This window comes from Isoptericola sp. S6320L (assembly GCF_023015685.1).
In the GTDB taxonomy this organism is placed as follows: domain Bacteria; phylum Actinomycetota; class Actinomycetes; order Actinomycetales; family Cellulomonadaceae; genus Isoptericola; species Isoptericola halotolerans_A.
The window spans coordinates 1-12,075 of the sequence record NZ_JALKAT010000025.1; the positions used below are offsets into that span (position 1 = coordinate 1).

Consider the following 12,075-nt stretch of genomic DNA (forward strand, 5'->3'; position numbering starts at 1 on the left):
GTGGTCGCACAGGCTCGCGCCCTCGTGACCGACGCGCGCGCGGCAGGTCTCACCGACGACGCCGTGCTCGACGTCGTCCGGGGCGCCCTCGCCACCCCACGCGACCGGACCGCGGAGGTCGGGCGCGAGGTCAGCTGACCGGCCGCGCCGGCTCGATGTCGACCTTCGGCAGGTGCTTGGCGGGCAGCGTCTTCGGCCGCCACGCGGCCCGCTTCTCCTCGAACGCGGTGATGTCGGCCTCGTTCTGCAGCGTCAGGCCGATGTCGTCGAGCCCCTCCATGAGGCGCCAGCGGGTGTACTCGTCGATCTGGAACGGCACGGTGACGTCGTCGGCGTGCACGGTCCGGGTCTCGAGGTCGACCGTCACCTCGGTGCCGGGCTTGGCCTCGAGGATCTTCCAGAGCAGCTCGATGTCCTCCTGGGCGACCATGCCGGCCACGAGACCCTGCTTGCCGGAGTTGCCGCGGAAGATGTCGGCGAACCGGGAGGCGAGGACCACGCGGAAGCCGTAGTCCTTGAGCGCCCAGACGGCGTGCTCACGCGACGAACCGGTGCCGAAGTCGGGGCCGGCCACGAGCACCGAGCCGGCCGAGTACGCCTCCTGGTTCAGCACGAACGACGGGTCGCTGCGCCATGCCGCGAAGAGCGCGTCCTCGAACCCGGTGCGCGTCACCCGCTTGAGGTAGACGGCCGGGATGATCTGGTCGGTGTCGACGTTGCTGCGGCGCAGCGGCACCCCGACGCCGGTGTGGGTGGTGATCTTCTCCATGGGGACTCCTGTAGAAAGCGCGGGGTGCTCAGACGAACGACGGGGCGGTCAGCGGTGCCAGCGGGGTGCCGTCGAACGTGGTCAGGTCGACGTCGCCCTCCAGGTCCAGGTCCGACAGCGAGGACAGCGTGCCCCGGATGGCGGTCGCGGCCGCGACGAGCGGCGAGACCAGGTGGGTCCGCCCGCCCTTGCCCTGCCGGCCCTCGAAGTTGCGGTTGGACGTCGACGCCGCGCGCTCGCCCGGTGCGAGCTGGTCGGGGTTCATGCCGAGGCACATGGAGCACCCGGCGTTGCGCCACTCGGCGCCGAACTCCTTGAAGATGACGTCGAGGCCCTCGGCCTCGGCCTGCAGGCGCACGCGGGCCGACGCCGGCACGACGAGCACGCGGACGTCCTCGGCCTTCGTGCGACCCCGGAGGACCTTGGCGACCGACCGGAGGTCCTCGATGCGACCGTTGGTGCACGAGCCGATGAACACGGTGTCGACCGTGACGTCGCGCAGCGGCATGCCGGCCTCGAGGCCCATGTACTCCAGCGCCCGCTCGGCGCTGACGCGCTCGCCCTCGTCGGCGATCTCCGCCGGGACCGGCACGTTCGCGCTCAGCGGCAGGCCCTGGCCGGGGTTGGTCCCCCAGGTGACGAACGGCTCGAGGTCGGAGGCGCGCAGGACGACCTCCTCGTCGAACACCGCGTCGTCGTCGCTGCGCAGCGTCTTCCAGTACTCGACGGCGGTGTCCCAGTCCTCGCCCTCGGGCGCGTGGGGGCGGCCCTTGAGGTACTCGAACGTGGTCTCGTCGGGCGCGATCATGCCGGCGCGGGCGCCCGCCTCGATGGACATGTTGCAGATGGTCATCCGCGCCTCCATCGAGAGCCGGCGGATGGCCTCGCCGCGGTACTCGAGCACGTAGCCCTGCCCGCCGCCGGTGCCGATCTTGGCGATGATCGCCAGGATGATGTCCTTGGAGGTCGCGCCCGGGGGCAGCTCGCCGTCGACGGTGATCGCCATGGTCTTGAACGGCGCCAGGGGCAGCGTCTGGGTGGCGAGCACGTGCTCGACCTCGGAGGTGCCGATGCCGAACGCGAGCGCGCCGAACGCGCCGTGGGTGGAGGTGTGCGAGTCGCCGCAGACGACGGTCAGGCCCGGCATGGTGAGCCCGAGCTGGGGCCCCACCTGGTGCACGATCCCCTGGTCGGCGTCGCCGAGGGAGTGGATCCGCACGCCGAACTCGGCCGCGTTGTTGCGCAGCGTGTCGATCTGCGTGCGGCTGGTCAGGTCCGCGATCGGCAGGTCGATGTCGAGCGTGGGCGTGTTGTGGTCCTCGGTCGCGATCGTCAGGTCGGGGCGCCGCACCGGGCGCCCGGCGAGACGGAGACCTTCGAACGCCTGCGGGCTCGTCACCTCGTGCACGAGGTGCAGGTCGATGTAGAGCAGGTCCGGTGCCCCGTCGGCGCCCTGGCGCACCAGGTGCGCCTCCCAGACCTTCTCTGCCAGCGTGCCGGCCATCTCGAGCTCCTCGTTCCGCCACCGGTGGGTGGCTGTCGTCACTTGTGCTTCCGCGACCTGACGTGCTGTCCACGAACCGAAGTTTGCGCAGAACTTGCAATCTCACCAAGCGAGACGTCAGTATCGACCTATGGACGATACTAGCGGAGTCGGCGTACTGGACAAGGCCGCGTCCGTTCTCGGAGCACTCGAGGCCGGTCCCGCCACTCTGGCGCAGCTGGTCTCCTCGACCGGCCTCGCCCGCCCGACGGCGCACCGGCTCGCGGTCGCGCTCGAGCACCACCGGTTCGTGGCCCGCGACATGCAGGGCCGGTTCGTGCTGGGCCCCCGCCTCAACGAGCTCGCGACGGCGGCCGGCGAGGACCGGTTGCTCGCCGCGGCGAACCCGGTGCTCACGGCCCTGCGCGACCACACGGGCGAGTCGGCGCAGCTCTACCGCCGCCAGGGTGACCACCGCGTGTGCGTGGCCGCCGCCGAGCGTCCCGTCGGTCTGCGCGACTCGATCCCCGTCGGCGCCACCCTGACCATGCACGCCGGTTCCGCGGCCCAGATCCTGCTCGCCTGGGAGGAGCCGGACCGGCTGCACCGCGGCCTGCGCGAGGCGGTCTTCACCGCGACGATCCTCTCCGGCGTCCGACGGCGCGGTTGGGCCCAGTCGGTCTCCGAGCGGGAGCTGGGCGTCGCCTCGGTGTCGGCGCCGGTCCGTGGCCCCTCCGGGCGCATCGTTGCCGCCGTCTCCGTCTCGGGACCGGTCGAGCGCCTGACCCGCCAGCCCGGTCGGCTGCACTCGGCCTCCGTCGTCGCGGCGGCCAACCGCCTCACCGAGGTGCTCCAGCGCGCAGGCGAGTGACGGCGCGCCGTGAGTGGTGCTCGCGGCGCGACCCCGCAGGTCAGTAGGCTCCCCACCAGCGGGGCGACCCTGCCCCGTCGACCGAGAGGCGTGAGGACCCGATGCCGGCCAAGGCCAAGACCCTCCTGATCTGGCTCGTCGTGATCTTTCTGATCTACGCGATCGTCACGAGCCCGGACCGCGCTGCGGACATCGTCAAGGCGATCTGGGACGTGATCGCCAACGCGTTCGCCAGCTTCGGGGAGTTTCTCGCCAACCTGACCTCGTAGCCGTGGACGCCGCCGACCGTGCGGTGCGCGCGCACCGCCACCTGCGCCGCTACGTGCTGGACCACGAGCGGGCCGTGTTCGCCTCGCGCCTGCACTGGGCGACCCTGCTCGAACCGATCCTCACGACCGTGGCCGCGACGGTGGTCGTCGCGCTGCTGCACCAGGCCACCGACGCCGGCGCGGTCTGGGTGCTGTGGCTGCTGCCGGCGGGCCGGCTGGCCCTGAAGTGGCTCGAGTGGAACTACCAGTGGTTCGTGGCGACGGACAAGCGCCTCGTCCTCACCTACGGGTTCGTGGTCCACAAGGTGGCGATGATGCCGCTGATGAAGGTGACGGACATGAGCTACACCCGTACCCCTCTGGGGCAGATGCTGGGGTACGGCCGGTTCGTCATGGAGTCCGCGGGCCAGGACCAGGCGCTGAGCCGCGTCGACTACGTCCCCGACCCGGACGTCACGTACCGCAAGCTGACGGACACCATCTTCTTCCCGCGCAAACCGGGCGCCAACGCCGCCGAGCGTCCGCGGCCGGCGCCGCCGGCCATCGTCCCGGTGGGACAGCGCGAACCCCGGCCGACGACGGCGGAGCTACCGGTGGTCGGGCCACCGACGACGGACGGTGACCGGGCCTGGACGGAGCGCGACGGCGCCGCGCAGAGCACCCGTGCCTCGCAGGGCGCCGACCATGTCGACGTCGCACCGTTCCCGCAGCCGGACGAGCCGCAGGAGCGGCCCCGGTCGCGATCCCGGCTCCGTGGGCTGATCCCGACGAAGCGTCGTCAGGACCTCTACGAACCGCCGACCAGCAGCGGCGCCGGGCCGACAGTCCCCGATCCGTTCCTCTGAGCAGCTCCCTGTCGACGGCCCGTGCCGGGCACGACAAAGGCCCGGTCCTGTCGGACCGGGCCTTGTGCGCTGTACCCCCAGCGGGATTTGAACCCGCGTTACCGCCGTGAGAGGGCGGCGTCCTAGGCCGCTAGACGATGGGGGCCGGACGTGGCTCCGTCGCCGGAGCCGCTGCGACGGTCCGAGAACGGACCGATGCGTACCCCCAGCGGGATTTGAACCCGCGTTACCGCCGTGAGAGGGCGGCGTCCTAGGCCGCTAGACGATGGGGGCCTATGGTTCCTCGGCCGCAGTGGCCGATTTGCCGTCAGTACTCTAGCGCACCGCACAGGATCAGGGATCCCGAGAAAGCGGTGAGACAGAGGACTGCGCTGGGGTACCAGGACTCGAACCTAGACTAAGTGGACCAGAACCACTCGTGCTGCCAATTACACCATACCCCATGGTGTCTGGACCTACCGGGACTTATCCGACTTCGACGCCGGTTTCCGTACGGCCCAACGACCCGAAACATTACCGGACCGACCGCCGGGATCCAAACCCGCGGCTCGGTGCCCTTCGTCACGTCCTCCCAGGTGTCCGCACCCGCTCGCCACCGCAGCTCCCGCAGCCCCGTCGGGCTCGCTCGGCCAGGACGGGCTGACGGCGGGACGCGGACGTGGGACGCTGCTGGCATGTCGTCGACGCCCGACCCGCAATCGCCCGCCGACCGCGCCGCCTCCTTCTCGACGGGTGCGGACGTGTACGCCAGGGTCCGCCCCACGTATCCCGCCGACGCCGTGGACTGGATGGTCCCGCCGAAGACCGCTCAGGTCCTCGACCTCGGGGCCGGCACCGGCCTGCTGACCCGCCGGCTCGTCGACCGGGGCCTGGACGTCGTCGCCGTCGACGCGTCCCGGCCGATGCTGGACGAGCTGGCCGCCACCCTGCCGGGCGTCACCACGCACGTCGGCTCCGCCGAGGAGCTCCCGCTGCCGGACGCGTCGGTGGACACGGTCGTGGTCGGGCAGGCCTGGCACTGGTTCGACGAGGCCCGCGCCTCGGCCGAGATCGCCCGGGTGCTGCGCGCGGGCGGCACCCTCGCCGTCGTCTGGAACGACCGTGACGAACGCATCGACTGGGTGAGCCGGTTCGGCGAGATCCTGCACACCGGGGACCAGCTCCAGCCGGACAGCGAGCAGAGCAGCGCCGCCCCCGCGCTCGGCGAGATGTTCGGCGAGGTCGAGGTGGCCGAGTTCCGGTGGCTGCACCACCTGCCGACAGCTGACCTGCGCGCCCTCGCCGGGTCGCGCAGCTACTTCCTGACGCTGCCCGAGCCCGAGCGCGACCGGCTGCTCCAGCGGGTCGACGACCTCGTCGTGACCCACCCGGACCTCGCGGGGACGCAGGAGATCGCCATGCCGTACGTCACGACGGCGTACCGCGCGCGACGGCGCTGAGCCGGCGCGCCGCTGCCGACGGCGTCACCCCGTCGCGCCACACGACCCGCAGCCGCCGGGTGAGGTCGAGCCCGTCGACCCCGAGGGCGACGAGCCGGCCCGCCGCGACGTCGTCGGCCACCGTGAGGCCGGACAGCACCGCGACCTGACCCCCGTGCTGCACGGCGGCCTTCAGGGCGGACGTCGACCCGAACGTCGGCAGGTGCGCGGGCAGGGGCTCGCCGACGGCGGTGAGCGCCCGCTCCAGGATCTCCCGGGTGCCGGAGCCGGTCTCGCGCAGCACCAGCCGGGCGCCGAGCAGCTCTCCCGGCCCCACCGACCGTCGGCGGGCCCAGGGATGTCCCGGGGCGACGACGGCGAGGAGCTCGTCGCGGGCCACGGTCCGGCTGCGCAGCCCTCGCCGCACCCCGAGGCTCTCGACGAACCCGAGCTGCGCACCGCCGTCCAGCACGAGCTCCATGACGTCGTGCGAGTTGCGCACCAGCAGCTCGACGTCCGGGGCAGCGCCCTGCGCGGCCAGCTGGGCGAGCCACCGGGGCACCAGGTACTCCGCGACGGTCAGGCTCGCCGCGACCCGCAGGGCCGTCGTCGGGCCGGCCCGCAGGCCCGCGGCCGCCGTCTCGAACCGCTGCGACGCCTCGACGACCTCGCGCGCCCAGCCGGCGGCCGCCTGCCCGGTCGGGGTGAGGGCGGTGCCGCGCGCCCCGCGGGTCACCAGCTCGAGGCCCAGGCGTCGCTCCAGACGACGCAGCCCGGCGGACGCGGTCGGCTGGGCGACGCCGAGCGCACGGGCCGCGCCGCTGATCGACCCGTGCGTGTCCACGGCGACCAGCAGCTCCAGCGAGGTCAGCGACGTCCGATCCACCATAGGGCGAGTCTATGGATGGATCACGACCTCGCCCTTCCGGCCGACTCCAGGCATGGCGAGGGTGGTCACATGCCCCGACTCCTGCCCGGTCTCACCCTCACCGCCGGGGCGACCGTGGTGCTGCTCGGGCTCGCTCCCCTGCTGAGCCGGACAGCCCCCGCCGCCTCGCCGCTGGTGCTGGCCCTGCTGGCGGGCGCCGTGGTCGGCTCGGTGCTCGGGGCGTGGGGCCGGCGTTCCCCCGGCCGGCACGGCGCCCGGTTCGGAGGAGCCGCCCGGCCGGGCGCCGACTGGGTGGCGCGGCACGTGCTGCGGGCGGGCGTGGTCCTGCTGGGGCTGCAGCTCTCGCTGGGCGACGTCGTCGCGCTCGGCTGGCGCGGCCTGACGGTCGTGACGCTCACCGTCGCGGTGACCTTCGGCGCCACCGTCGCGCTCGGTCCCCGGCTCGGCGTGCCGCGGGACACCACGCTCCTGGTCGCCACCGGCTTCTCGATCTGCGGGGCCGCCGCGGTCTCCGCCATGACCAGCGTGCTCGACCGCCTCCCCGACCGCCGCGACGACGACACCCCCCGGGACGCCGCCGCCGTCGCCCTCGCGCTGGTCGCGCTCTACGGGACCGCCGCCGTCGTCGTCCTGCCGCGGTCGGCCGGCGCCCTCGGCCTCACGGGCACCCAGGCCGGCCTCTGGATCGGCGCGAGCGTGCAGGAGGTCGCCCAGGTGGTCGCCGCCGCTGGGGGCCTGGCGGGCGCCACCGCGCTGACGACCGCGACCGTGGCCAAGCTGGCCCGTGTGGTGCTCCTGGCACCGCTGGTGGCAACCACGGGTGCGGTGCGGGCCCGCCGCGTGGCGCTCGCCGCACCCCACCGCACCGGCGCGCACGACGGCGGGACCCGCGTCGCGCTCGTCCCCGGGTTCGTGCTCGGGTTCCTCGGTGCCGTGGCGCTGCGCAGCCTCGGCGTGGTCCCCGGACCCGTGCTCGACGCGGCCGGCCAGGTCACGACGGCCCTGTTCGTCGCCGCGATGTTCGCCCTCGGCCTCGGCGTCGACGTGCCGCGCCTGGTGCGCACCGGCAGGCGCGCGCTGCTGCTCGGGGCGTGCTCCGCCGTCGTCGTCACCGGCACCGCGCTGGGCGCCGTCCTGCTGCTGGTGCCCTGAGCGCCCCACCGGCCGGAGCCTGCCGGGTGCCTGCCGGGTGCCTCAGAGACCGAGGGCCGACGGCACCTCGGCGAGACCCGCGACGACCACGATCCCTGCCGTGCGCAGCGCACCGGCGTCGACCGCCTGCTCGTCGGCCCGGCGGGCGCCCGGCCGGTCGAGCCACACGCCCACCAGGCCGGCGTCGTGCGCCGCGCGGGCGTCGACCGTGGGCTCGTCGCCGACATAGGCGGTGCGCTCGGGCACGGAGCCCAGGCGCCGGACGCCCTCGACGAACACGTCCGGGTGCGGCTTGCCGTACCCGAGGGTGTCGAGTCCGACCAGCACCGGCAGGTCGATCCCGACGGCGGCGAGCTTGCGTTCCTGGAGCTCGACCGCCGCGTTCGTCACCACGCCGAGACGGACACCCGCGGCGCGCAGGCCGTCCACGAACGCCGCCGCGTCGTCGAACGGCCGCCACGACCGCTCGAACGTGCCCCAGAACAGCTCGTCCCAGGCGTCGAAGGCGTCCTCGCCCACCGGCGCGCCACCGAACGTCCGGTGCAGCAGGTCCGCCCGGAGCCGCCGCTGGGTGCGATGGTCCGTCTCGCCGCGCGTGTAGGCGCGGTAGTGGCCCGCCGGGTCCGTCCGCCAGTGGTCGAGCACCGCCGCACGGTCGACGTCGCCCGGCAGGTGGGCCTCCGCGACGGCCGCGATCGCCGTCGCGAACGCCCCCCTGGTGTCGACCAGCGTGTCGTCCACGTCGAGCAGGACGGCGTCCACCCGGCCCGCGACGGCCCCGAAGGCCGTCACTGCGCGGGGGCCTGCGGCGGGTTCTCGGCCAGGCGTGCCAGGGCGGCGTCGACCCGGCCGAGGGTGCGCTCGCGGCCGAGCACCTCGAGCGACTCGAAGAGCGGCAGGCCGATCGTCCGGCCGGTGACGGCGACGCGCACCGGGGCCTGCGCCTTGCCGAGCTTGAGCCCGTGCTGCTCGCCCGTGGTGGCGACGGCGTCCTTCAGGGGCTCCGCCTCCCACGGCTCGAGGTCCGCGAGGACGGCCCGGACGTCGGTGAGCAGCTCGACGGCTCCCGGCTTCATGGCCTTGTTCCAGGACTTCTCGTCCTCCACCGGCGCGTCGAGGAACAGGAAGTCGACGTTGTCGGTGATGTCGCTGAGCAACGCCACCCGGGACTGCGCCAGCGGCGCGACGGCGGCGAAGGCTGCGGCGTCGAACCGCTCCTCGGCCCACGGTGCGTGGGGAGCGCGCAGCCACGGCCCGACGGCGGTGACGAACTCGTCCACCGACATGGCGCGGATGTACTCGCCGTTGAACGCCGCGAGCTTCTTGAGGTCGAAGAACGCCGAGGCGCTGTTGACGTCCTCGATGCGGAACCGGGAGATCATCTCGTCGAACGGCAGGATCTCCTCGTCGTTGCCCGGCGCCCAGCCGAGCAGCATGAGGTAGTTGACCATCGCGGCGGGCAGGTAGCCGTCGGCGAGGTAGTCCTCGAGGGCCACCTTGTCGCGGCGCTTGGAGAGCTTCTGCCGCTTCTCGTTGACGATGACGGGCAGGTGCGCCCAGACCGGGGGCTGCGCGCCCAGCGCCTCCCACAGGAGCTGCTGCTTGGGGGTGTTGGGCAGGTGCTCCTCACCCCGGATCACGTGGGTGATGCCCTCGTCCAGGTCGTCGACGACGTTCGCCAGGAGGAACACGGGCGAGCCGTCACCACGCGCCACCACGAAGTCCTCCATCGCGGAGTTCGGGAAGCTCGGGTTCCCGCGGATCAGGTCCACCACGGGCGTCTCGCCGTCGTCCGGCGTCCGGAAGCGCAGCGCGCGGCCGGGCGCCTCCTCGAGGCCGCGGTCACGGCAGAAGCCGTCGTAGCCGGTCTGCTTGTTGCCGGTGCGCTCCGCGACGTCGTCACGGGTGCAGTCGCAGTAGTAGGCGCGCCCGGCCGCGCGGAGGCGGGCCGCCGCCTCGTGGTGCTTGGTGACGTTCTCGGACTGGAAGTACGGCCCCTCGAACGTCGGGTCGTCGGCGTGCATGCCGAGCGCCGCGTGGGCGGCGAGGATGCCGTCCACCCACTCGGGCTTGTTGCGCGAGGCATCGGTGTCCTCGATCCGCAGCACGAAGGTCCCGCCCGTCTGCTTGGCCACGGCCCAGTTGAACAGCGCGGAGCGCGCGCCGCCCACGTGGAACATGCCCGTCGGCGACGGGGCGAAGCGGACACGGACGTCGGAAGAACCAGGTGCGGGGATCACGGGGCACAGCCTAGTTGCCGACCGGCGCGGCGCGTGCGTTCCGGAGGCCCGGCTACCGCCGGGTGAGGACCAGGTGCTCGTCGAACCGCAGCCGCTCGGCGTGCGCCACGACGAACCCGGCCGCAGCGACGGCGTCGTGCACCACGGAGGAGGGGTGGACGACGAACCGCCAGTCGCTCCCCCGCAGGCGCGGGTAGACGTTGACGAGCGGCGCCCAGGCCCGGACGGCCCAGGAGTCGCGCGGGTACGACACCACGAGGTGGCGGCGGGCCTTGCTCGCCGCGGCGGTCAGGAGGCGCCGGGCGTCGGGGTAGCAGCACACGACGCTGTGCAGGGCGACGACGTCGGCCGGGCCGGCCAGCTCGGGACGGGTGACGATGTCCCCGGTCGCCCGGGTGACGCGGTCGGCGAGGCCGGCCTCGACCGCCAGGGCTCGGGCCGCGTCGTCGTAGGCGCCCGACAGGTCGACGCAGGTCGCGTGGCGCATGCCGGCCCGCAGCATCTCGAGGGAGAAGTCGCCGACCCCGCTGCCGACCTCCAGGAGCGTGCTGCCGGAGAGCACGCCGGCGCGGTAGAGCTCGACGGTGCGCCGCGGCAGCACCGTCAGTCCCGAGCGCCGGTACCTCCGGGCGGCGACGCGCGCGGCCCGCGAGTCGAAGACCCGGTCGTAGCCCTGCGGCTCGGGCTGGCAGCAGGACGACATGCGCTACGCGACCCGGCCCTGCACCCGGGCGCGGGCGAGCGCGACGGGCTCGGCGAGATCGGCGTCCGGCAGCCCGTCCACGGGCCACCAGCGCACGTCGAGCGACTCGTCGCTCACGGCGTGCCGGGCGCCGGACGGCGCGACGGCGACGAACCGCACGTCGAGGTGGCGCGCCCGGCCGTCCGGCCCGCAGAACGGCACGGCGTGCTCGTCGAGGTGCACCGGGACGGGGTCCAGGACCAGATCGAGGCCGGACTCCTCGACGGCCTCCCGCGCGGCCGCACCGACCAGGGTGGTGTCGTCCTCCTCGAGGTGGCCGCCGAGCTGGAACCAGCGCCGGGCCTTCGCGTGCAGGGTCAGCAGCACCGACGAGGCGTCGGCGGACAGCACGATCGTCGACGCGGTGAGGTGGTCGGGCCGGCAACCGCGCAGGAGCCCGTCGACGTGCCGGTCGAGATGGGCGGTGAACCGGTCGCGCAGGGCCGCCTGCGCGGCCGACGCCGGCTCCCAGGCGCGCAGCGCACCGAGCGCGTCGGGACGCGCCGCGCTGATCGCGGCCGGCGCGAGCCCGGTCGACACCATCTCAGACCTCGCGCCGCACCACGGGGTTGGCGAGCACGCCGACCCCCTCGACCTCGCACTCCACGCGGTCGCCGGCCTCGATCGGGCCGACCCCGGCCGGGGTCCCGGTGAGCAGCACGTCGCCGGGCAGCAGCGTCATCGCCTTCGAGGCGTAGGACACCAGGTACGCGACGTCGAAGATCATCTGCGACGTGCGGCCGTCCTGCTTGGGCTCACCGTTGACGCGTGACCGCACCCCGACGTCCTCGGGGTCCAGGTCCGTGTCGATCCACGGGCCGAGCGGGCAGGAGGAGTCGAAGCCCTTGGCGCGCGCCCACTGGTCGTCGGTGCGCTGGGCGTCACGCGCGGTGACGTCGTTCGCGACGGTGTACCCCAGGACGTAGGCCCGGGCGTTCTCCGGCTCGACGTCCTTGCAGACCTTGGAGATCACGACGGCGAGCTCCGCCTCGTAGGAGACCTCGCTGGTCCAGTCGGGCAGCACGATCGGGTCGTCCGGCCCGACGACCGCGGTGTTCGGCTTGAGGAACAGCAGCGGCGCGGCCGGCGCCTCGCTGCCCATCTCCTGGATGTGGTCCAGGTAGTTGCGGCCCACGGCCACGACCTTGGAGCGCGGGATCACCGGCGCGAGGAGTCGGACGCCGTCGCCGAGCTCGACCCGTTCCCCCGTCGGCATGGCGGGCATGTAGAGCGGGTCCCCGCTCAGCACGGCCAGGTAGGTGGTGTCCCCCTCGGACTGGACGAAGGCGAAGCGGGGGTCGTCGCCGGTGGTGAATCTCGCGATGCGCACGGGTCCAGGCTAACCGGCCGCGGTAATGTCACCATGCACAGCGCGGTCGTTGGCGACTCCGGGCGGC

13 protein-coding genes and 3 tRNA genes are annotated in these 12,075 nt (G+C 73.5%); 5 read left to right on the plus strand and 11 right to left on the minus strand.

Annotated elements, in window-relative coordinates; all coding sequences use genetic code 11:
* Positions 1 to 130: 130 nt before the first annotated feature.
* Together leuD and leuC are read right to left on the minus strand one after the other, a co-directional pair.
* Positions 131 to 769 (minus strand): 3-isopropylmalate dehydratase small subunit, encoded by a 639-nt coding sequence (leuD, locus tag MWU57_RS13020; protein ID WP_106268616.1) that lies wholly within the window; start codon positions 767 to 769, stop codon positions 131 to 133.
* A 28-nt stretch (positions 770 to 797) separates the two neighbouring features.
* Positions 798 to 2,273, minus strand: a complete 1,476-nt coding sequence (leuC, locus tag MWU57_RS13025) for a 3-isopropylmalate dehydratase large subunit (RefSeq protein ID WP_246909669.1) — start codon at positions 2,271 to 2,273, stop codon at positions 798 to 800.
* Between the two features lie 130 nt (positions 2,274 to 2,403).
* Here leuC and MWU57_RS13030 point away from each other — a divergent pair, with 130 nt between their 5' ends.
* The 3 genes from MWU57_RS13030 to MWU57_RS13040 all read left to right on the plus strand — a co-directional run bounded on the left by MWU57_RS13030 (position 2,404) and on the right by MWU57_RS13040 (position 4,237).
* The gene (locus MWU57_RS13030) at positions 2,404 to 3,123 is read left to right on the plus strand and encodes an IclR family transcriptional regulator (RefSeq protein ID WP_106268618.1); all 720 of its coding nucleotides are present in this window, start codon (positions 2,404 to 2,406) and stop codon (positions 3,121 to 3,123) included.
* Between the two features lie 101 nt (positions 3,124 to 3,224).
* Positions 3,225 to 3,392 carry a hypothetical protein gene (locus MWU57_RS13035; protein WP_165800019.1) on the plus strand — a complete coding sequence of 56 codons (168 nt, stop codon included), beginning with the start codon at positions 3,225 to 3,227 and terminating at the stop codon, positions 3,390 to 3,392.
* 2 nt (positions 3,393 to 3,394) lie between these two features.
* On the plus strand, positions 3,395 to 4,237 hold the full coding sequence (locus tag MWU57_RS13040; RefSeq protein ID WP_246909621.1) for a PH domain-containing protein: 843 nt from the start codon (positions 3,395 to 3,397) through the stop codon (positions 4,235 to 4,237).
* Positions 4,238 to 4,309: 72 nt separating this feature from the next.
* On the opposite strand, the gene MWU57_RS13045 is transcribed toward MWU57_RS13040, so the two are convergent.
* The 3 genes from MWU57_RS13045 to MWU57_RS13055 all read right to left on the minus strand — a co-directional run bounded on the left by MWU57_RS13045 (position 4,310) and on the right by MWU57_RS13055 (position 4,680).
* A tRNA-Glu gene (locus MWU57_RS13045) sits at positions 4,310 to 4,382 on the minus strand.
* A gap of 55 nt (positions 4,383 to 4,437) precedes the next feature.
* Positions 4,438 to 4,510 (minus strand) — tRNA-Glu (locus tag MWU57_RS13050).
* Between the two features lie 98 nt (positions 4,511 to 4,608).
* Positions 4,609 to 4,680 (minus strand) — tRNA-Gln (locus MWU57_RS13055).
* Positions 4,681 to 4,911: 231 nt separating this feature from the next.
* On the opposite strand from MWU57_RS13055, the gene MWU57_RS13060 reads away from it, so the two are divergent.
* Positions 4,912 to 5,676: a class I SAM-dependent methyltransferase gene (locus MWU57_RS13060; RefSeq protein WP_246909622.1), complete on the plus strand. Its 765-nt coding sequence runs from the start codon at positions 4,912 to 4,914 to the stop codon at positions 5,674 to 5,676.
* Here MWU57_RS13060 and MWU57_RS13065 read toward each other — a convergent pair.
* The gene (locus tag MWU57_RS13065; protein WP_246909623.1) at positions 5,645 to 6,544 is read right to left on the minus strand and encodes a LysR family transcriptional regulator; all 900 of its coding nucleotides are present in this window, start codon (positions 6,542 to 6,544) and stop codon (positions 5,645 to 5,647) included. The genes MWU57_RS13060 and MWU57_RS13065 overlap by 32 nt on opposite strands.
* A 69-nt stretch (positions 6,545 to 6,613) precedes the next feature.
* On the opposite strand from MWU57_RS13065, the gene MWU57_RS13070 reads away from it, so the two are divergent.
* Positions 6,614 to 7,696: a YeiH family protein gene (locus tag MWU57_RS13070; RefSeq protein WP_246909624.1), complete on the plus strand. Its 1,083-nt coding sequence runs from the start codon at positions 6,614 to 6,616 to the stop codon at positions 7,694 to 7,696.
* A gap of 42 nt (positions 7,697 to 7,738) precedes the next feature.
* On the opposite strand, the gene MWU57_RS13075 is transcribed toward MWU57_RS13070, so the two are convergent.
* Genes MWU57_RS13075 through MWU57_RS13095 form a run of 5 tightly spaced genes read right to left on the minus strand, consistent with a single transcriptional unit; the run spans position 7,739 to position 12,008 of the window.
* Positions 7,739 to 8,488 (minus strand): HAD family hydrolase, encoded by a 750-nt coding sequence (locus MWU57_RS13075; RefSeq protein ID WP_246909626.1) that lies wholly within the window; start codon positions 8,486 to 8,488, stop codon positions 7,739 to 7,741.
* The gene (gene gltX / locus MWU57_RS13080; RefSeq protein ID WP_246909627.1) at positions 8,485 to 9,936 is read right to left on the minus strand and encodes a glutamate--tRNA ligase; all 1,452 of its coding nucleotides are present in this window, start codon (positions 9,934 to 9,936) and stop codon (positions 8,485 to 8,487) included. Before gltX ends, MWU57_RS13075 begins: the two co-directional genes overlap by 4 nt.
* A 52-nt stretch (positions 9,937 to 9,988) precedes the next feature.
* The gene (locus tag MWU57_RS13085; RefSeq protein ID WP_246909628.1) at positions 9,989 to 10,639 is read right to left on the minus strand and encodes a bifunctional 2-polyprenyl-6-hydroxyphenol methylase/3-demethylubiquinol 3-O-methyltransferase UbiG; all 651 of its coding nucleotides are present in this window, start codon (positions 10,637 to 10,639) and stop codon (positions 9,989 to 9,991) included.
* A 3-nt stretch (positions 10,640 to 10,642) separates the two neighbouring features.
* Positions 10,643 to 11,221: an NUDIX hydrolase gene (locus tag MWU57_RS13090; RefSeq protein ID WP_246909629.1), complete on the minus strand. Its 579-nt coding sequence runs from the start codon at positions 11,219 to 11,221 to the stop codon at positions 10,643 to 10,645.
* A 1-nt stretch (position 11,222) separates the two neighbouring features.
* Positions 11,223 to 12,008 carry a fumarylacetoacetate hydrolase family protein gene (locus tag MWU57_RS13095; protein ID WP_106268631.1) on the minus strand — a complete coding sequence of 262 codons (786 nt, stop codon included), beginning with the start codon at positions 12,006 to 12,008 and terminating at the stop codon, positions 11,223 to 11,225.
* Positions 12,009 to 12,075 lie beyond the last annotated feature (67 nt).

Bases quoted from the DNA above. Each gene is read 5' to 3' on its own strand.
- leuD (WP_106268616.1), bottom strand. From the start codon at position 769: ATGGAGAAGATCACCACCCACACCGGCGTCGGGGTGCCGCTGCGCCGC.
- leuC (WP_246909669.1), bottom strand. From the start codon at position 2,273: ATGGCCGGCACGCTGGCAGAGAAGGTCTGGGAGGCGCACCTGGTGCGC.
- MWU57_RS13030 (WP_106268618.1), top strand. From the start codon at position 2,404: ATGGACGATACTAGCGGAGTCGGCGTACTGGACAAGGCCGCGTCCGTT.
- MWU57_RS13035 (WP_165800019.1), top strand. From the start codon at position 3,225: ATGCCGGCCAAGGCCAAGACCCTCCTGATCTGGCTCGTCGTGATCTTT.
- MWU57_RS13060 (WP_246909622.1), top strand. From the start codon at position 4,912: ATGTCGTCGACGCCCGACCCGCAATCGCCCGCCGACCGCGCCGCCTCC.
- MWU57_RS13065 (WP_246909623.1), bottom strand. From the start codon at position 6,544: ATGGTGGATCGGACGTCGCTGACCTCGCTGGAGCTGCTGGTCGCCGTG.
- MWU57_RS13070 (WP_246909624.1), top strand. From the start codon at position 6,614: ATGCCCCGACTCCTGCCCGGTCTCACCCTCACCGCCGGGGCGACCGTG.
- MWU57_RS13085 (WP_246909628.1), bottom strand. From the start codon at position 10,639: ATGTCGTCCTGCTGCCAGCCCGAGCCGCAGGGCTACGACCGGGTCTTC.
- MWU57_RS13090 (WP_246909629.1), bottom strand. From the start codon at position 11,221: ATGGTGTCGACCGGGCTCGCGCCGGCCGCGATCAGCGCGGCGCGTCCC.